The organism is Corynebacterium capitovis DSM 44611, from assembly GCF_030440535.1.
GTDB lineage: Bacteria > Actinomycetota > Actinomycetes > Mycobacteriales > Mycobacteriaceae > Corynebacterium > Corynebacterium capitovis.
Map to the genome: position 1 here is coordinate 1,035,034 of NZ_CP047117.1, position 18,780 is coordinate 1,053,813.

The 18,780-nt window shown below is 65.0% G+C and carries 17 protein-coding genes; 14 read left to right on the forward strand and 3 right to left on the reverse strand.

What is annotated here, in order from left to right; genetic code table 11:
* Positions 1-9 precede the first annotated feature (9 nt).
* Complete coding sequence (gene hisS / locus CAPI_RS05075) at positions 10-1,296, forward strand: histidine--tRNA ligase (RefSeq protein WP_018016959.1); 1,287 nt, start codon at positions 10-12, stop codon at positions 1,294-1,296.
* Here hisS and CAPI_RS05080 read toward each other — a convergent pair whose 3' ends face one another.
* The 3 genes from CAPI_RS05080 to ypfJ form a co-directional block, all read right to left on the reverse strand.
* On the reverse strand, positions 1,297-2,691 hold the full coding sequence (locus tag CAPI_RS05080; RefSeq protein ID WP_018016960.1) for an L-serine ammonia-lyase: 1,395 nt from the start codon (positions 2,689-2,691) through the stop codon (positions 1,297-1,299).
* A 10-nt stretch (positions 2,692-2,701) separates the two neighbouring features.
* A complete protein-coding gene (locus tag CAPI_RS05085) occupies positions 2,702-3,295 on the reverse strand; it encodes a CE1759 family FMN reductase (RefSeq protein WP_018016961.1) in 594 nt (197 codons plus the stop codon).
* 91 nt (positions 3,296-3,386) lie between these two features.
* The gene (gene ypfJ, locus CAPI_RS05090; protein WP_018016962.1) at positions 3,387-4,271 is read right to left on the reverse strand and encodes a KPN_02809 family neutral zinc metallopeptidase; all 885 of its coding nucleotides are present in this window, start codon (positions 4,269-4,271) and stop codon (positions 3,387-3,389) included.
* Between the two features lie 129 nt (positions 4,272-4,400).
* On the opposite strand from ypfJ, the gene aspS reads away from it, so the two are divergent.
* From aspS to CAPI_RS05155, 13 genes are all read left to right on the forward strand, one after another.
* On the forward strand, positions 4,401-6,194 hold the full coding sequence (gene aspS / locus CAPI_RS05095) for an aspartate--tRNA ligase (RefSeq protein WP_018016963.1): 1,794 nt from the start codon (positions 4,401-4,403) through the stop codon (positions 6,192-6,194).
* A gap of 4 nt (positions 6,195-6,198) precedes the next feature.
* Positions 6,199-7,323 carry a phosphotransferase gene (locus CAPI_RS05100; protein ID WP_018016964.1) on the forward strand — a complete coding sequence of 375 codons (1,125 nt, stop codon included), beginning with the start codon at positions 6,199-6,201 and terminating at the stop codon, positions 7,321-7,323.
* A 13-nt stretch (positions 7,324-7,336) separates the two neighbouring features.
* Complete coding sequence (locus CAPI_RS05105) at positions 7,337-8,668, forward strand: replication-associated recombination protein A (RefSeq protein WP_018016965.1); 1,332 nt, start codon at positions 7,337-7,339, stop codon at positions 8,666-8,668.
* Between the two features lie 71 nt (positions 8,669-8,739).
* Complete coding sequence (alaS, locus tag CAPI_RS05110) at positions 8,740-11,424, forward strand: alanine--tRNA ligase (RefSeq protein ID WP_018016966.1); 2,685 nt, start codon at positions 8,740-8,742, stop codon at positions 11,422-11,424.
* Between the two features lie 87 nt (positions 11,425-11,511).
* Positions 11,512-12,003: a Holliday junction resolvase RuvX gene (gene ruvX / locus CAPI_RS05115; RefSeq protein WP_018016967.1), complete on the forward strand. Its 492-nt coding sequence runs from the start codon at positions 11,512-11,514 to the stop codon at positions 12,001-12,003.
* Positions 12,000-13,157 (forward strand): endolytic transglycosylase MltG, encoded by a 1,158-nt coding sequence (mltG, locus tag CAPI_RS05120; protein WP_018016968.1) that lies wholly within the window; start codon positions 12,000-12,002, stop codon positions 13,155-13,157. The genes ruvX and mltG overlap by 4 nt, the downstream gene beginning before the upstream one ends.
* A 9-nt stretch (positions 13,158-13,166) precedes the next feature.
* Positions 13,167-13,979, forward strand: coding sequence for a shikimate dehydrogenase (locus CAPI_RS05125; RefSeq protein WP_018016969.1), 813 nt, complete (start codon positions 13,167-13,169; stop codon positions 13,977-13,979).
* Between the two features lie 2 nt (positions 13,980-13,981).
* Positions 13,982-14,389: a prepilin peptidase gene (locus tag CAPI_RS05130; protein ID WP_018016970.1), complete on the forward strand. Its 408-nt coding sequence runs from the start codon at positions 13,982-13,984 to the stop codon at positions 14,387-14,389.
* 13 nt (positions 14,390-14,402) lie between these two features.
* The gene (gene aroC, locus CAPI_RS05135; protein WP_018016971.1) at positions 14,403-15,620 is read left to right on the forward strand and encodes a chorismate synthase; all 1,218 of its coding nucleotides are present in this window, start codon (positions 14,403-14,405) and stop codon (positions 15,618-15,620) included.
* Entirely contained in the window at positions 15,613-16,152 is a 540-nt protein-coding gene (locus CAPI_RS05140) for a shikimate kinase (protein WP_018016972.1), read from the forward strand. Before aroC ends, CAPI_RS05140 begins: the two co-directional genes overlap by 8 nt.
* 42 nt (positions 16,153-16,194) lie before the next feature.
* Complete coding sequence (gene aroB / locus CAPI_RS05145) at positions 16,195-17,250, forward strand: 3-dehydroquinate synthase (RefSeq protein WP_018016973.1); 1,056 nt, start codon at positions 16,195-16,197, stop codon at positions 17,248-17,250.
* Positions 17,243-17,701, forward strand: coding sequence for a type II 3-dehydroquinate dehydratase (aroQ, locus tag CAPI_RS05150; protein ID WP_018016974.1), 459 nt, complete (start codon positions 17,243-17,245; stop codon positions 17,699-17,701). The genes aroB and aroQ overlap by 8 nt, the downstream gene beginning before the upstream one ends.
* A complete protein-coding gene (locus tag CAPI_RS05155; RefSeq protein ID WP_026157043.1) occupies positions 17,688-18,779 on the forward strand; it encodes an aminopeptidase P family protein in 1,092 nt (363 codons plus the stop codon). Before aroQ ends, CAPI_RS05155 begins: the two co-directional genes overlap by 14 nt.
* The last annotated feature ends 1 nt before the right edge of the window (position 18,780 follow it).

Here is an 18,780-nt window from a genome sequence, read left to right on the forward strand (position 1 = left end):
TCGACCGGCGTGAGCGAGAACAAGACCAGCGAGCAGTTTCGTGCCCTGTCGGCGCCAAAAGGGGTCCCGGATTATGTCCCGCCGAAATCCGGTGAATTCATCTACGTGCGCGACGAATTCGCTCGCCAGGCGCGGCTCGCCGGCTACCAGCACATCGAATTGCCTGTGTTCGAGGATACTGCCCTCTACGCGCGGGGCGTAGGCGAGTCTACGGACGTTGTCTCCAAGGAGATGTACACCTTCCAAGACCGCGGTGACAGGTCTGTAACCCTGCGCCCGGAGGGCACGGCCGGCGTGATGCGCGCGGTGATCGAGCACAACCTGGACCGCGGTTACCTGCCCGTCAAGCTCAGTTACTATGGCCCGTTTTTTCGCTACGAACGCCCGCAAGCAGGGAGGTACCGCCAGCTGCAGCAGGTCGGTGCGGAGGCGATCGGTATTGACGACCCGCTCATCGACGCCGAGCTCATCGCGCTCGCGGACCGCTGCTACCGCGCCGTCGGCCTTACCCAATTCCGGCTTGAACTTACCAGCCTGGGCGACGATTCCTGCCGGCCCCAATACCGCGAGAAGCTGCAGGATTTCTTGTTCAAGCTCCCCCTCGACGAGGAAACCCGCCACCGTGCGGAGATCAACCCGCTGCGGGTTCTCGACGACAAGCGTCCCGAGGTGCAGGACATGTTGGGCGACGCACCCCTGATGCTGGACCACCTGTCGGATGAGTCGCGCGCCCACTTCGAGACCGTGACGGCGACCTTGGACGATTTAGGGGTTTCCTACGTGATCAACCCTCGCATGGTCCGCGGCCTCGACTACTACACCAAGACCACCTTTGAGTTCGTGCACGACGGGCTCGGCGCCCAGTCGGGTATCGGCGGCGGCGGGCGCTACGACGGCCTGATGGCCCAGATCGGCGGGCAGGACCTTTCCGGCATCGGGTTTGGTCTCGGGGTCGACCGGACGGTCCTCGCGCTGGAGGCTGAGGGGGTGCGGCCGGAGGGCGTCGGCAAGCGTGTGGCTGTCTTTGGCGTCGCCATTGGTGACGAGGCTCGTTCGCGCATGGCGCGACTTATCGACGCCCTCCGTGCCGCCGGGGTGTCCGCCGACATGGCGTACGGCGAGCGCGGTTTGAAGGGCGCCATGAAAGGCGCCGACCGGGCTGGTGCGACGTACGCGCTGGTCTTGGGCGATCGTGAGCTCGAGGCAGACCGGGTGGCAGTGAAGAACCTCGCTGACCACACGCAGGTCGAAGTCGAGCTCGACGCCGCCGCTGTAGCACGGGTTGTTCGCCAGTAACTAGCACTCGGTGATGTTGACGGGCAGGCCCAGTTGCACGGCCAGGCCGCCCATTGACGTCTCCTTGTACTTCGTCATCATGTCCCGGCCCGTCGCCGCCATGGTTTCCACGACGTCGTCGAGGGTGACGATGTTTGTCCCGTCGCCCAGCTTGGCCAGACGGGCGGCGTTGATCGCCTTGACCCCACCAATCGCGTTGCGTTCGATGCAGGGGACCTGGACGAGGCCGCCGACGGGGTCGCAGGTCAGGCCGAGGTTGTGTTCGAGTGCGATTTCGGCGGCGTTTTCCACCTGTTGAGGCGTGCCGTTCAACATCGCGCACATGCCCGCCGCGGCCATGGAGGATGCGGAGCCCACCTCGCCCTGGCACCCAACCTCAGCACCGGAGATCGACGCGTTCGTCTTGATAATCACCCCGATCGCCCCTGCGGTGAGGAGGAAATCGCGGGCTCGTTCGGCGTTGAACCCGTCAGTGAAGTCCCGGCAGTAGTGCATGACAGCGGGGATGATGCCGGCGGCGCCGTTGGTCGGAGCGGTGACGATCTGACCATGGGCGGCGTTTTCCTCATTCACTGCTAACGCATAGAGGTTAACCCACTCCATCGCGTCCAAGCCGCGCGACGTCGACGCCTCATATTCGGCTGTGAGCAGGCGGTAGAGGCGTGGCGCGCGACGGGACACTCCCAGACCCCCGGGGAGCGTCCCCTCGGACTTGAGCCCGTTGGAAACACATTCCTGCATGACGTTCCACACCGTGTCGAGGTGATCGCGCACGGCATCCCAGCCGTGCATCGCTTCCTCGTTGGCGCGCATAATCTCGGCAATGCTCAAGCAGTGCTCCTCACACAGCTGCATGAGTTCCGCTCCGGTGTGGAACTCGAAGGGCACGGTCTCTCCGTGCCGGGCGGTGTCCACGCCGGAGCGGTTGCGCTGGGCCTCCATCCCGTCGCGGTCGAGGATGAAGCCACCTCCGACCGAGTAGTACTCCTTGCGAGTTGCGACGCGTTCCCCGTCCGCATTCCATGCGTCGAAGATCACGCAGTTTGGGTGGCGAGCTACCGGGGTTGGGTTGAATTCCACTTCGTATTCGACGGCGCCGTCGGGGCCCTCGATGACGCCGCGTGGGGCAACGGGCTCACCCGGTTTTGGTGCAACGTCCGGAGTCGTTGTCGTGGGGGTCCACCCAACCAGTCCGAGCAGCACGGCGCGGTCCGTGCCGTGCCCGACACCCGTTGCCGCGAGCGAACCCCGCAGCTCGACCTTGACGCGTGCGGGGATGTAACCGAGCTCCGCAATAAAGGCCATGGCGGCGCGCATCGGCCCGACCGTATGTGATGAGGAGGGGCCGATTCCGACACTGAACAGGTCGATGACGCTGACGGTGTGATCTGGCATGGAGGCGATGCTACCGCACCGACCCGACGGATCGGACGGCGCCGGAGATCGGACCGCTGCTCCTGCTCAACCGCGGCCCGCGCCGCTGGAGTAGAGACGCCAGTTCCACCGCGGCCTGCCGCACGCGGCCGGAAAAGGCGGTTGCGCCCCCGGTTCCCACATCCTCGGCAGTGGCGAACAAGGATGTCGGCACGACGATAGCGTGCATGTAGGACAGAAGAGGCCGAAGCGCGTGGTCGGCGACGAGTGTGTGGCGTTGGCTTCCCGCGGTGGCGGCGATGATTGTTGGGGTGCCGCGCAGCGCGTCGCTATCGAGGACGTCGAAGAACATCTTGAATAAACCGGAATAGCTGGCCTTGAACACCGGGGTCACAACGACCAAACCGTCGGCCCGGGAAACGAGCTCGATCGCGTCGGCGAGCTGGGCGGACATCACCCCCGCCACCATGGCATCGGCCAGGTCGTGCGCAAAGTCTTTCAACTCAATGGTGGTGACATCCAGCGCGGGCACTTCCGCGATGACTGCGCCGGCGATCTCGTCGGCAACGCGCCGAGTTGTCGACGGGGTGGAAAGGCCGGCAGTGAGGACCACCAGGTGTTTCATCGATTCTCCTTCGCCCCGAGGGGGCGGACGGGCGCGTGCGGTACGTCTCGAGCAACAACGGTGACAGATCACCTATTCCCGAGTGCAGGCTTTACGACGAGTAACCGCCCCGGTGCAGGAAGTCGCAGGATGACATCACGCCAGACTCGTACCCCGCCATAAATGCATCTTCGCGCTGTTCGGAAGAGCCGTGGGTCCAGGCGTCCGGGTTGATCTGGCCACCGGAGCGCTTCTGGATGTTGTCATCCCCGATTGCGCGGGCGGTTTGCAGGGCCTCGCTGAGCTGCTTCCGGCTGATGGGCTCGAGCATCGCGTCTTCACCCTCGGAGGCGCGCTTGGCCCACAGGCCCGCATAACAGTCGGCCTGCAGCTCAATGGCCACAGCCGCCGAGTCCTCACCCGGGTTGTTGTAGTCGCTTAGCCCGAGAGTCCCTTCCAGGTTTTGGATGTGGTGGCCGATCTCATGGGCGATGGCGTATTCCTGCGCCAGCGGGCCGTTGCTCCCGCCCAGCTGGCCGAGCTGTTGGAAGAAGCTCACGTCGAGGTACGCCGTGGTGTCCGAGGGGCAATAAAAGGGGCCGGTTGACGCGGAGGCGTTGCCGCAGCCCGTCGCCACGCTGTTCTCGAACAGGTGCATGCCAGGCTGGGTGTATTCGATCCCGGCCTGCTGCGGCAGCACCGCTTGCCACACCGCGTCGACGGAATACATCGTTGCCTCGACCCGACAGTCGTCGTACTCGTTCGCCGCCCCCTCCGACTGGCAGTGGTCCAGGTTATAAGAGCCCGGATTGGAAGAGTGGCCCGCCGAAGGCAGAGATTCGGTCCCCGTCCCCCCACCCAGGAAATAGACGAGGGCGAGGATAACGAGCGTCCCAATCCCGCCTCCGCCGACGACGATGGGAAGGCCGCCACCCCCGCCAGAGCTCGTCGTTACGCGGCCGCCCCCGCCCTGGCTGAAACTGTTTTTGAACGTCATGGCAGTGATACTGCCAAAGAATGGGGGATATCGGAGCGACTCTCGCCCTCGCGGTCGCCGGTGTTGAGGTCGCGAGTAGACTCGCAGGCGTTAACTACTGCTCTCACGTGGAAGGACGTGGACGTTACAGTGCTGCGCACTCACCTTGCGGGGGACCTCCGCAAAGAACTCGACGGCCAGACGGTGACCCTGACCGGCTGGGTATCCCGGCGCCGTGACCACGGCGGCGTGATCTTCATCGACCTGCGAGACCGCTCGGGGCTCGCCCAGGTGGTGTTCCGCGAGTCCACGGTGGCTGAGGTAGCCCATGACCTTCGCAGTGAATACTGCGTGCAGGTTACCGGTGTGGTGGAGCCGCGGCCGGAGGGGTCGGCCAACCCGAACCTGGCCTCGGGCGACATTGAGGTCAACGCGACTCAGTTGACAGTGCTCAACAAGTCCGCTGCGCTTCCCTTCCAGGTAGAGGACTTTTCCTCCGCCGAGGTGGGCGAAGAGACGCGCTTGAAGTATCGCTACCTCGACCTGCGCAGGAAACGGCAAGCCGACGCGCTGCGCTTGCGTTCCGCCGTAAACCGTGCCGCGCGCGAGGTGCTGAACCGCCACGACTTCACCGAAATCGAGACGCCGACGTTGACTCGCTCGACGCCGGAGGGTGCGCGCGACTTCCTCGTCCCGGCCCGCCTGCGCCCCGGGTCGTGGTACGCGCTGCCGCAATCCCCACAGCTGTTCAAGCAGCTGCTCATGGTCGCCGGCATGGAGCGCTATTACCAGATCGCTCGGTGCTACCGCGACGAGGATTTCCGTGCTGACAGGCAGCCCGAGTTCACCCAGCTCGATATCGAGGCCAGCTTCGTCGATCAGGACGATGTCATCGCCTTGGCCGAGGAGATCCTCGTCGAGCTGTGGAATCTCATCGGCTACGAGATCACCACCCCGATCCCGCGCATGACCTACAAGGACGCGATGGAGAAGTACGGCTCCGACAAGCCGGACCTGCGCTTCGACATCCAGCTGGCGGACTGCACCGAGTTCTTCGCCAACACCACCTTCCGCGTGTTCCAGAACGAGTACGTCGGCGCCGTCGTCATGGAGGGCGGCGCCTCCCAGCCGCGCCGCCAGCTCGATGCCTGGCAGGAGTGGGCCAAGCAACGTGGTGCGAAGGGGCTCGCCTACATCCTCGTCGGTGAAGACGGCGAGCTGGGCGGGCCGGTCGCCAAGAACATCACGGAAGAGGAAAAGGCCGGCATCGCTGCGCACGTCGGTGCGCAGCCCGGTGACTGCATTTTCTTTGCTGCCGGAGACACTAAGAGCTCGCGCGCTCTGCTCGGCGCCGCGCGTGGGGAAATCGCCCGCAAGCTGGGCTTGATCAAGGAGGGAGACTGGGCCTTTACCTGGGTCGTCGATGCGCCTCTGTTCGAGCCCGCCGCCGACGCCACGGCTTCCGGCGATGTCGCCCTGGGCAACTCTTCGTGGACCGCCGTGCACCACGCTTTTACCTCGCCCAAGCCGGAGCACCTCGACTCCTTCGACTCTGCGCCGGGTGAGGCGCTAGCCTACGCCTACGACATCGTCTGCAACGGCAATGAGATCGGCGGTGGGTCGATTCGTATTCATGATCGCGAGGTACAGGAGCGCGTCTTTGGTGTCATGGGGATCAGCGAAGAGGAGGCGCGCGAGAAGTTCGGTTTCCTTCTCGACGCCTTCTCCTACGGGGCGCCCCCGCACGGCGGGATCGCCTTCGGCTGGGATCGCATCGTCTCCCTGCTCGGCGGTTTCGACTCAATCCGCGACGTCATCGCGTTCCCGAAGTCGGGCGGTGGCGTCGACCCGCTGACCGACGCCCCGGCCCCGATCACCGCCGCCCAGCGGAAAGAAAGCGGCGTGGATGCGGAGCCGAAAACGGGATCTTCGTCCCAGGAGTAACTTTATGGACCAGCACGAGGTCATCGCCGCGGCGGAGGAGGTTCTCACCCACCGCTACGGCGGGTCGCAGAAGCTTGTCGACGCCACGCGGCTCTACGGCTCCGGCTCCGCGGGGGTGTTCCGCGCCCGCGTGGCCACCAGCCCGTTCCTCCAGCACCGGTCTGTCGTTGTCAAGCAGTCACCGGAAACGGGCGACGCCCTCGAGGACGGGGCGTTTATCCGGGAGGTCGTTGCCTACCAGTTCACAACATCGCTTAGCGAGGACGTGCGTCCGGGCCCGGTCTTGCTGGGGTACGACCTTTCGCGGCGCCTCATCATCATCTCCGACTCAGGAGACGGCGACACCTTGGAGACGCTGCTGAACTCGGCTGATGAGGACAACCGGGTGCAGGTTCTGCGCAACCTGGGAACCGCCCTGGGGCGAATGCATGCCGGCACTGCAGGCAAGGAAGTGTCCTACGACACGCTGTTAGCGCGCATGGTCAAAGGCGACCCGGACGGAAAGCGGGTTCAGCAGCAGCGGGACAAACTGCTGGTGGACCGGATGGAAACTGGGGCGCGAGCCCTCGAGGCGGCCGGCATCACGTTGCCGACCGAGGTGTCCATCGCAGCCGCCAACACACAAACCCGGTTGCTCAAGGGCGGAAGCCGCGCGTTCACGTCGTTCGACCTCGCACCCGACAACATCATCTACGCGGATCGCACCCAGTTCCTCGATTACGAGTGGGCGGGGTTCCGTGACGTCACCTTCGACGTCGCTTTCGTTATCGCCGGGTTCCCCAACCACGTGTTGTCCTACCCGATCAGCGATAACGAGGCGGGCGCTTTCATCGACGCGTGGGTTCGCGAGGTGGAAAAGCTCTGGCCCGCGGTCCGGCACGAGGACACCCTCCAAGCTCGCATGACGGCGGCTCTTCTCTGCTGGGCTCTGTCCAGCGTGGGGATGAGCCACGAAGCGGACTTGTTCCGGCTGCGCTCGAAGGGCCCGTTCGACGACGATGAACGCATGCTGCGTCGCGATCTCTACGAGACCTTCGACGCGCTCGCGCGCTACTCCGGCACCGGACGCGATACCGCTTATTTGGTTATTGCTGATTGGGCCCGGGGCGTCGCCGCGCGTCTAGCGTAGGGGGTTCGGCAGAATGCAGGAGGGGCTTTTCGGCAATAGCGAGACCCGGGGTAGTGACTACTTCGCCGCCAGAGACGATGCGCCGCTTGCGGCCCGCATGCGCCCCCGCTCCCTCGACGAGGTTGCCGGTCAAAGCCACCTCCTCTCGGAGGGCAAACCCCTGCGCCGGCTCATCGAGGGTTCCGGCGCCGCATCAGTGGTGCTCTACGGCCCGCCCGGTACGGGAAAGACGACGATTGCGTCGCTCGTCGCGCAGACCACGGGCAGGCATTTCGTTGCACTGTCTGCCCTGTCGGCGGGTGTGAAGGAAGTGCGTGAGGTCATCGCCGAGGCGCGTCGCGGCCTCGCGCGGGGTGAGAAAACGGTTCTCTTCATCGATGAGGTCCATCGCTTTTCGAAAACCCAGCAGGATGCCCTGCTCGCGGCCGTGGAAAATCGCACGGTGTTGCTCGTGGCGGCGACGACCGAAAACCCGTCGTTTAGCGTCGTTGCCCCGTTGCTCTCGCGGTCCTTGCTCTTGCAGCTCGAACCTCTCGGTGACGCCGATATTCGGACGGTCATTGAGCGGGCGCTAGTCAGCGAACGGGGATTAAAAGGCACGGTCTCGCTTGACGACGACGCGCGCGACCAGCTCATTCTTCTCGCAGGAGGCGACGCGCGTCGCGCCTTGACCTACCTGGAAGTCGCCGCGGAGACGGCGGGTGAAGGGGGAACGGTGACATTGGACACCGTTCGGCAGAGCGTGAACCGGGCGGTCATTCGCTATGACAGGGATGGGGACCAGCACTATGACGTGGTCTCCGCCTTCATCAAGTCGATCAGGGGCAGCGATGTCGATGCCGCCTTGCACTACCTCGCGCGAATGATCGAGGCGGGGGAGGATCCCCGCTTCATTGCGCGGCGGCTAGTCATCCACGCTGCCGAAGACATCGGAATGGCAGACCCCTCTGCCCTCCAGGTGGCTATGGCGGCGGCCCAAGCGGTGCAGTTCATTGGCATGCCAGAGGGCCGCCTTCCCCTCGCGCAAGCGACGATCCACCTGGCCACTGCCCCTAAGTCGGCTTCCGTGGTCACGGCGATCACGCGGGCCCAAGGCGACGTGAGGGCTGGCGCGGCGGGCCCGGTCCCAGCTCACTTGCGCGACGGGCACTATGAGGGCGCGGCGAAGCTCGGGCACGCGGTGGGTTACCTCTACCCGCACGACGATCCGCGTGGGGTGGTCGCGCAGCGCTACATCCCCGAAGGGCTGGACGAGGCGGTCTATTACGAACCTTCCGAGCACGGTAACGAGAAGCGGATCGGCGAATACATCGGCAGACTCCGACGAATGGTGCGGGGAAGGTAGCAACTCGGCGACGGGGTAGAGTTACACGGGACTCTTTACACTTCCGCACTCATTCTGGGAGGACGCCACCCGTGCAGACACATGAGATCCGAGAGCGCTTCACCGCCCACTTTGTGAAGGCCGGGCACGTGCCCGTGCCGAGTGCCTCGCTGATCCTCGACGACCCGACCCTGCTGTTTGTCAACGCCGGAATGGTGCCATTCAAGCCCTACTTTTTGGGGCAGCAGAACCCCCCGTTTGCAAGTGGAATGGCTACGTCCATCCAAAAGTGCGTGCGCACCCTCGACATCGAGGAAGTGGGTGTCACAACCCGGCACAACACCTTCTTCCAAATGGCCGGGAACTTCTCCTTCGGCCAGTACTTCAAGGAAGGGGCGATCACCCAGGCGTGGTCGCTGCTCACAAACCCGGTGGAGGACGGCGGCTATGGCCTCGACCCCGACCGGCTGTGGGTGACGGTTTACAACGACGACGATGAGGCCGCCGAGATCTGGCGCACCGTCGTGGGCATTCCGGAAGAGCGCATCCAGCGCATGGGGATGGAGGACAACTTCTGGTCGATGGGCATCCCTGGCCCATGCGGTCCGTGCTCGGAAATCTACTACGACCGAGGCCCGGAACACGGCGCGGAGGGTGGCCCCGCCGTGGACGACACCCGCTACATGGAGATCTGGAACCTGGTGTTCATGGAGTCCATTCGTGGCGACGGGGACAAGAAGGGCAACTTTGACATCGTCGGCGAGCTGCCCAAGAAGAATATCGACACCGGGCTCGGCGTAGAGCGCCTGGCCTGCCTGCTGCAAGGCGTCGACAACGTCTACGAGACCGACTTGCTGCGGCCCGTTATCGATGCCGCAGCCGCGCTGACCGGAACGCGCTACGACGCGGGCAGCCCCGCGGATGACGTGCGCTTCCGTGTGATCGCCGACCACTCCCGCACCGCGATGATGATCATTCTCGATGGCGTCACTCCGTCGAACGAGGGGCGCGGGTACATCCTCCGCCGCCTGATGCGACGCATCATCCGCTCCGCCCACCTGCTCGGTGCGCGCGGCAACGTCCTAGAGGTGTTCATGACCACGATCATGGACACGATGACCCCCTCTTTCCCCGAAATCGCCGACAACCGCGAACGCATCCTCCGCGTGTCTGCGGCTGAGGAGCGGGCGTTTCTGAAAACCCTTGAGTCGGGGACCAACCGCTTCGACGAGGCAGCGAGCGAATTGAAGGCCGCGGGCGCGTCCGTGGTGCCGGGTGAGAAAGCATTTGAGCTGCACGACACTTACGGTTTCCCCATCGACCTCACGTTGGAGATGGCGCGCGAAGCGGGCCTGGAGGTCGATATGGCGGCCTTCCGTTTGGAAATGGATCAGCAGCGCGCCCGCGCTAAGGCCGATAACAAAGCGAAGAAGCACCGCAACGTCGACGAGTCCCTGTACCGCGAGTGGATTGACAACAACGCCACCGAATTCGTGGGCTACGAGGACCTGACTCACGGAGCGACGGTGGTGGGCCTCGTGCGCGACGGAGCGAAGGTGAACGAGGCTGAAGCGGGTGAGGACGTCGAGGTCATCCTCGACGTCACCCCGATGTACGCCGAAGCGGGTGGCCAGATGGGTGACCGCGGGCGCCTTGTGGTGGGAGACACCCTCGTTGAGGTCAGCGATGTGCAAAAGGTAGGCAAGAAGCTCTGGGTGCACAAGGCGACCGTTCGCAGCGGGGCGATTGACCTCGGCACGTCACTTACCGCCGAGGTAGACGCTGCGTGGCGTCACGGAGCCCGCCAAGCCCACACCGCCACGCACCTCATTCACGGGGCGCTGCGGCAGGTGTTGGGCCCGACTGCCGTGCAGGCGGGATCCCTAAACAAGCCCGGGTACTTGCGTTTCGACTTCAACTACACCGAGGCGCTCACTCCCGCGCAGCTCGACGACATCGCCACGATCACCAACCAAGCTGTGGACGCTGATTTCACCGTCAACACGATCGAGACCTCTCTTGACCGTGCGAAGGCGATGGGTGCGCTGGCGCTGTTTGGCGAGAACTACGGCGAGCGCGTCCGCGTTGTGGAGATCGGGGGCCCTTTCTCTATCGAATTGTGTGGCGGAACCCACGTCGAACACTCATCGCAGATCGGCCCGGTTGCGGTGCTAGGGGAATCCTCGGTGGGCTCGGGTGCGCGCCGCATTGAGGCGTACTCGGGCATGGAGTCCTTCCGTTACTTCTCCAAAGAAGCGGCTTTGGCATCTGGACTCGCCGCCGAGCTGAAGGCGCCCACCGCCGAGCTTCCGGACCGCATCGCCCAGCTAACGGAGCGCCTGCGCGCCGCGGAAAAGCAAGTGGCGGCGCTGCGCCGCGAGCAGCTCGCGGGGGCGACGGCTGCGCTCGTCGAAAAGGCCGAGCGAATCGGTGAGGTCACGTTGCTCGCCGTCGCTCTTCCCGACGGCACCGCGGCCGCCGACGTTCGCTCGATCGCGACGGATCTGCGCGGGCGGTTCGGCACCCGCCCGGCCGTAGTCGCCCTGATCAGCCAGGAGGGGGACAAAGTCCCCTTCGTCGTCGGGGTCACCGCCCCGGCGGTAGAGCTCGGCGTCAAGGCCGGTGAACTGGTCAAAGTGATCGGTACTCACGTGGCGGGTCGTGGTGGCGGAAAGCCCGACATGGCGCAGGGCTCTGGAACTGACGCTGCCGGGATCCACGCCGCGCTCCAGGCTGTTCGAGGGGACCTGCAGGCACGTGAAGGGGGGAGCAGGTAAGGTAACAAAACGGAAACAAAATGGGCTGGATCGCCCGGCCTGTTTCTTCCTCACCCCCGAAATCCCCGAAGGAGCGACGACCAGCCGATGAAGGTGCAGCCTGATACTCCGGGGGTTGACGACCCGGGAGCGGGGCGACGTCTTGGAATCGATGTCGGCACCGCACGCATCGGGGTGGCCGCGTCCGATCGGGACGCCACGCTGGCGATGCCCGTCGAGACGGTGCCGCGGGTGACGCGGCACCGCGACCCAGACGGGGCGGATGTTGACAGGCTCGCGCAGCTCGTGCGGGAGTACCAAGCCGTCGAGATCGTTGTCGGCCTGCCCCGTGACCTTAAAGGCAACGGCTCGGCGAGCGTCCGGGATGCCAAGGACATTGCTTCCCGCTTGGCAAAGCGGTGCGAGGCGCCGGTTCGCTTCGCCGACGAGCGTCTCACCACTGTCGTAGCAACGCGGGCGATGCGCAGCGCGGGCGTCAAGCAGAAAGCCGGGAGACGGGTTATAGACCAGGCTGCCGCCGTCGAAATCCTCCAGTCCTGGCTCGACGGACGGACGAACTACCTGAAGGAGACGAAGTGAACGCATCTGCACGTCAGTCCTCAAGAGCGCGAACCCGCGGCACAGCAGTGCTCGTCGTCTCTGTCTTGCTGATAATCGGCCTCGTTGCGTGGATTGCGGTTGCGCGTTCCAACGGCGCTGGCGGGGACTTTCACGGAGAAGGAACAGGCGAGGAGCAGATCGTGGAGGTCCCGGAGGGATCCTCTGTCTCTGAGCTCGGTCCCAACCTGGAGCAGCTGGGCGTGGTAAAGACGAACGCGGCGTTTCAAACGGCCGCGCTATCCAGCTCGGACTACGACGACATCCAGCCCGGTTTCTATCGGTTGCAGAAGGGAATGAGTGCTCAGGCGGCGGTCACGGCACTGCTCGACCCGGCAAACCGCGTCACCCCGCTTCAGGTCTACGGCGGCGCGACGCTGATGGACGTCACCGTGGTTGGTGGTCAGACCCGCTCTGGCATTCTTTCGTTGATTCGTCAGGTCGCCTGCGACACCAGCGGTTCGTCCAGCTGCGTGACCATGGACGACCTCACTCGTGTCGCCTCGACGGCCGACCCGGCAACGTTGGGCGTGCCCGAGTGGGCGCGCGCTGCGGTGACCGCCAAAGCGGGTGACGCAAAACGCCTCGAGGGGCTCATTGCTCCGGGTGACTACATCGTGGACCCCCAGGCATCAGCGGAATCGATCTTGACCGACCTCATCACCCGCTCAGCGTCGTTGTACGAATCCACGAACATCACTGGACGCGCACAGGCGATCGGGTTGTCGCCCTACGAGTTGCTTACGTCGGCGTCCCTGGTGGAGCGGGAGTCTCCGGCGGGTGAGTTCGATAAGGTCGCGCGCGTGATCCTCAACCGGCTCGCTGCCCCGATGCGCCTCGAGTTCGACTCGACGGTGAACTACGGTCTCACCTCGGTCGAAGTGGCCACGACCAACGAGGACCGTCAGCGCGTGACCCCCTGGAACACCTACGCCAAGGACGGGTTGCCTGAGACGCCCATTGCTTCGCCCTCATTGGAGGCCATCGAAGCCATGGAAAACCCGGCTCAGGGCGACTGGCTCTTCTTCGTCACGGTGGACAAGAACGGCACGACGGTGTTTAACAACTCCTTCGAAGAACACCTCGCCGACGTCCAACGCGCCCAAGAGGCGGGCGTCCTCGATTCCAACCGCTAGGTGGCAGAAGTGGACGCGATCACCCGCCGCGCGGCGGTTCTTGGCTCCCCGGTTGCGCACTCGCTTTCGCCCGTGCTGCATGCCGCGGGTTATGCCGCCGCAGGGTTACGTAACTGGGAGTACACGCGTATCGAATGCACCGCGGACCAGCTCGCGGACGTCGTGCGCGGCGCCGACGAGTCGTTCCGAGGCTTCTCCGTCACAATGCCCGCGAAGTTCGCCGCACTCGAGTTCGCGGATGAGGTAAGTTCTCGCGCCGCGGCCATCGGTTCCGCGAACACGCTGGTGCGCACAGCAGGCGGGTGGCGCGCCGACAACACCGATTGTGAGGGAGTAGACGCCGCGTTAGACGAGCTGCTGGGTGGCTCCCCGGTGTCCTCCGCCTTGGTAATCGGGGCCGGGGGGACGGCGCGACCAGCGCTGTGGGCGTTGCAGAAAAGGGGCGTCGAAAAGCTCACTGTGCTCAACCGCACTGATCGGGCGGAGGACATCGCCCCCGTGGTGGGCGCCGCCGAGCTGGAATTTGTCAGCTACGACGCGGATCTTCGGGCGCTAGCCGTCTCTACCGACGTCATCGTCTCCACGGTGCCGGCCGCCGCGCTCAACGCCCACGCTTCCGCGCTCGGACACGCCCCAGTTTTCGATGTCATCTACGACCCTTGGCCCACCGCGCTTGCCACATCCGCAGCCGCCAACGGGTACCGCACGGTTGGAGGGTTGTCCATGCTGGCCGCGCAGTCCTACTCGCAGTTCGAACAATTCACCGGCGTCGCCGCACCACGAGACGCGATGCGCGACGCGCTGTTGCGCCATATGCTGTAGGTGTGCTCACCGGGGGGATACTGGCGGCAGCGGCGTGGAGCTGTGCGCTTTCGCTTATCGACGCCACGACGCGCCGCCTTCCCAACCTCCTCACCCTTCCCGCGGCCGCGCTTTCCCTCGCTTTCTGCGTAGTCCACCCCGCCGGGCTCTGGGGCCTTATGTGGCCGGCCCTCTACATCGCGCTGCCAGGCGGAATCGGCGGGGGAGATGTCAAGCTGGCTGTCCCGCTCGGGGTGGGCGTCGCCCTCGCCTCCGGCGCGGGCGGCGTCATTGGCGCCATCTTTGTCGCTGCCCTGCTTACCTATGGTGTCGGGCGGCTGACGGGGAGGCACTCCCTCCCACACGGGCCAGCGATGAGTGGCGCGGCGTGGATCGCTGGGCTAGTAGGCAGCGAAGCCTGGCCATTGTGACACAATGAGCGCCATGCTTCGCTGGACTACGGCCGGGGAGTCCCACGGCCAGGCTCTCATCGCGCTTGTCGAGAACATGCCCTCGGGCGTGCCCGTCAGTAAAGACGACATTGCCCACCAACTTGCGCGGCGCCGGCTCGGGTACGGCCGCGGAGCGCGAATGAAGTTTGAGGCAGACGAGCTCACGCTCCTGTCCGGGGTGGTGCACGGCACGACGCTTGGTAGCCCCATTGCGCTGATGATCGGCAACACCGAGTGGCCGAAATGGACCACGATCATGTCCCCCGAAGAAGTAGACGAGACGGATCCGGATGTCGCGCAGACCCTGAATTCTGGGCGCGGCGCGCGGCTGACCCGACCCCGCCCGGGGCACGCTGACTTCGCAGGAATGATCAAATACGATTTCGACCACGCCCGGCCGATCCTCGAGCGTTCCTCCGCGCGCGAGACAGCCGCACGCGTCGCCGCGGGTGCCGTGGCGCGATCCTTCCTGCGCGAAGCGCTCGGTGTCGACGTCATCTCGCACGTCATCTCGATAGGTGAGTCGGCAACGTATACCGGGCCGGCTCCCGCCGCCGCCGATATCGACGCGATTGACTCCTCGCCCGTTCGTGCCTTCCATAAGGAAGCGGAGGCGGACATGGTGGCGTGCATCGACGCAGCAAAAAAAGACGGCGACACCCTAGGGGGCGTCGTCGAGGTCGTCGTCAATGGCTTGCCGGTCGGCCTCGGCTCTCACATTTCGGGCGAGCACCGCCTTGACGCCCAGCTCGCCGCGGCGCTCATGGGAATCCAATCCGTGAAGGGAGTGGAGGTCGGAGACGGTTTCGAGGAGGCGCGTCGCAGGGGCAGCCAGGCTCACGACGAGATGGTGCGCGACGGGCGCGGAGTGCACCGCCTGAGCAACCGGGCGGGCGGACTCGAGGGGGGCATGACAAACGGTGAGCAGCTGCGAGTGCGCGCGGCGTTAAAGCCGATCTCGACGGTGCCGCGCGCGCTGAAAACCGTAGACATGGCCACCGGCGAGGTGGCAACCGGCATTCACCAGCGTTCGGACGTCTGCGCGGTTCCGGCCGGTGGCGTCGTGGCTGAGGCGATGGTCGCCTTGGTCTTGGCGCGGGCCGTGTTGGAAAAATTCGGAGGCGACAGCCTCGCGGAAGTGAAGCGGAACATATTCTCGTACAATGAATACGTTTCCCGCCGCTTGAGCTTCGGAGGTCTTGATGGCTGAGTCCACCTCGGTCAAGGTCGTTCACACCCGCCCTCGGGTCGTCCTTGTCGGCCCTCCGGGCGCCGGCAAATCGACGATCGGTCGGCGGCTGGCCAGCGCCCTCAACCTCCCGCTGGTGGACTCCGATTTGCTCATCGAAGCGGGGGAGGGCAAACCATGCGGGCAGGTCTACGCCGAGCGGGGTGAGGAAGCCTTCCGGGAGCTGGAGGCGGCTTACGTCGCAGAAGCCCTTGCCTCAGGCGGCATTGCGAGCCTCGGGGGAGGGGCCGTTCTTAATTCCGCAACCCGGCAGCTGCTGGCCAACCACACGGTCGTCTGGATTGACGTGACGGCGGAGGAGGGCATCCGTCGCACCGCGAACGAGACGACGCGTCCCGTCCTTGCCGCCGCGGACCCTGCGCAGCACTACCGCGACTTGCTCGCCACACGCGAGCCCTTTTACCGCGAGGTGTCCGACTACCGTGTGCGAACGGACGAGCGCCCCCCGCAGCGGGTTGTCGCCGAAGTGCTCGGCATCATCGAGGCTCAGTAGCGGCCGGGACATACACCCGCTAACAACGAGAGGAAGCAGCCAATGTCAGTCGTAGAGGTCACCGGCCCCAACCCGTATACGGTCACGATTGGCCACGGGGTAACGGGGCAGGTGGCTGAGCGGGCGGCGTCGTTGGGTGCGCGCAAGGTGGCGATCATCCACCAGAAGCCCCTCGCCGCCGTGGCGCGCCACATCGCGCGCGAGTTGGAGGTGGCAAACCTCGAATACGTCCTAGCTCCAGTCCCGGATGCCGAGCAGGCGAAAACGCGTGAGGTGGCGGCGGAGCTGTGGGACGTGCTCGGAACCCACAACTTCTCCCGACAAGACGTGATCGTCGGTCTCGGAGGGGGAGCAGCTACGGACCTGGCCGGGTTCGTCGCTGCCACCTGGATGCGCGGGATACGGGTGATTCAGGTGCCCACGACCCTTCTCGCGATGGTGGACGCCGCAGTCGGGGGGAAAACCGGAATCAACACGCCTGCGGGGAAAAACTTGGTCGGGGCGTTCCACGAACCCGATTCCGTCTTAGTCGATCTTGACCGCGTCTACACGCTACCCGAAGAAGAGATCGTGTCGGGATCCGCTGAACTGATCAAGACGGGCTTTATCGCGGACCCCCGAATCCTTGACCTTTACCGAGCTGATCCGCAGAGCCACTGGGAGGAGCTTGTGACCCGTTCCGTACGAGTCAAGGCGGGCGTGGTCAGCCAGGACCTGCGGGAATCGGGGCTGCGCGAAATCCTCAACTACGGGCACACCCTCGGACACGCGATTGAGCGCCGGGAGAACTACCAGTGGCGCCACGGCAACGCCGTGGCCGTGGGGATGATGTTCGTCGCCTACCTCGCCCGCAACCGGGGGCTCATCGATGACGAACTCGTCAGTCTTCACCGGACAGTCCTCGCGGGTGCTGGTCTACCGACGACCTATGACCCCGGAGCCTTCGATGACCTCCTCGCCGCCATGAAGCACGACAAGAAGAACCGAGACGGCCGGATCCGATTCGTCGTCCTCAGCGGGCTGGGCCAGTGTGCTCGACTCGAGGACGCGTCGGTGGAGGAGATGCGGGCGGCCTACGAGGAGGTTAACCGTGGTTAACGTGCACCACGTCCTCGTCTTGAACGGGCCGAACCTCAACAGGCTGGGGAAGAGGCAGCCCGAGGTGTATGGGGCTGAGACGCTCGCGGACGTCGAGAAGCGAGTGCGTACTCGCGCGAGCAACCTCGGGCTTGGCGTTGACTTCCGACAATCCAACCACGAGGGCGACCTGCTCGACTGGGTGCATGAGGCGGCCGACAACAGATGGGCCGTGGTTATCAACCCCGGCGGCTGGACCCACACGTCCGTCGCGTTGCGGGATGCGCTGGCGGAAGTAGCCGACGGCGCGGGTTTTGTCGAAGTCCACATTTCAAACGTCCACGCCCGGGAAGAGTTCCGGCAACACTCCTATCTTTCGGAGATCGCGGAAGGGGTCGTGGCGGGTCTGGGAACGCTCGGTTACGAGCTAGCTCTCGAATATTTTGCGAGGAGGAACAATGGGAATGGCTGACACTCGATTCGAAACGCGTCGGCGCACGCTGGCGAGCACCCTGGCCGCGAAGCGAATCGACGACATGGTGGTGACAAACCTGATTCACGTGCGTTACCTGTCGGGTTACAGCGGGTCCAACGGCGCGCTGCTCGTCTCCAAGGACAGGACCGCCCGTATCGCCACGGACGGCCGCTACATCACCCAGATCGCCCAAGAGGTACCCGATATCGAGGCGACGATCACCCGAGAGGTCGCCAACGCTCTTCTGGGCACGGTTGTCGACGGCCACCGTGTCGGTTACGAAGCAGACCATGTGACCGTCAGTCAGCTGGAATCCCTGCAAGCCGCCTGCCCGGAGGGCGTCACCCTCGTTCCCGTCAGTGGCGTGATCGAAGGCATCCGCTTAACTAAGGACGCAACCGAGGTAAGCAGGTTGGAGGACGTCGCCCAGCTCGGAGTGGAGGCACTGCAGGGCTTGCTGAACGCCGGAGAACTCCGCGCGGGGCGAACAGAGCGGCAGGTTGCTGCGGACCTGGAGTACCGCATGCGTACCCTGGGCTCTGAGCGCGTGAGCTTTGACACCATCGTCGCCTCCGGCCCGAATTCCGCGATGCCCCACCACGGCGCATCCGACCGCGTTATCGAACAGGGCGACCTGGTCACGATTGATTTCGGGGCGCACCGGCGCGGGTACAACTCGGACATGACCCGCACCTTCGCTGTCGGAGAGATCGACCCTTTCCTGCGCGAGATTTACGACGTCGTCAAGGCGTCGCAGGCGGCAGGTATGGCCGCGGCGCGGCCTGGGGCGGCGCTCGTCGACGTCGATAAGGCGTGCCGAAGCCTCATCGAGGACGCGGGGTACGGAGAGTACTTCGTCCACTCGACGGGCCACGGGGTCGGGCTGGAGGTCCACGAGGCCCCCTACGCCGCGACATCCGGGACCGGTGAATTAGAGGAGGGCATGACGCTCACCATCGAGCCGGGGATTTACGTTCCCGGGCGGGGTGGTGTGCGGATTGAGGATACTTTGGTCATTACGGCCGGTGCGCCGCGTGCCATTACCGAGTGGACGCGGGAGCTTGTCACTCTCTGAT

Coding starts and splice junctions, on each gene's coding strand:
- aroB (WP_018016973.1), top strand. CDS start 16,195: ATGTCAGTCGTAGAGGTCACCGGCCCCAACCCGTATACGGTCACGATT.
- aroC (WP_018016971.1), top strand. CDS start 14,403: ATGCTTCGCTGGACTACGGCCGGGGAGTCCCACGGCCAGGCTCTCATC.
- CAPI_RS05140 (WP_018016972.1), top strand. CDS start 15,613: ATGGCTGAGTCCACCTCGGTCAAGGTCGTTCACACCCGCCCTCGGGTC.
- CAPI_RS05100 (WP_018016964.1), top strand. CDS start 6,199: ATGGACCAGCACGAGGTCATCGCCGCGGCGGAGGAGGTTCTCACCCAC.
- CAPI_RS05080 (WP_018016960.1), bottom strand. CDS start 2,691: ATGCCAGATCACACCGTCAGCGTCATCGACCTGTTCAGTGTCGGAATC.
- ruvX (WP_018016967.1), top strand. CDS start 11,512: ATGAAGGTGCAGCCTGATACTCCGGGGGTTGACGACCCGGGAGCGGGG.
- CAPI_RS05105 (WP_018016965.1), top strand. CDS start 7,337: ATGCAGGAGGGGCTTTTCGGCAATAGCGAGACCCGGGGTAGTGACTAC.
- CAPI_RS05155 (WP_026157043.1), top strand. CDS start 17,688: ATGGGAATGGCTGACACTCGATTCGAAACGCGTCGGCGCACGCTGGCG.
- ypfJ (WP_018016962.1), bottom strand. CDS start 4,271: ATGACGTTCAAAAACAGTTTCAGCCAGGGCGGGGGCGGCCGCGTAACG.
- CAPI_RS05085 (WP_018016961.1), bottom strand. CDS start 3,295: ATGAAACACCTGGTGGTCCTCACTGCCGGCCTTTCCACCCCGTCGACA.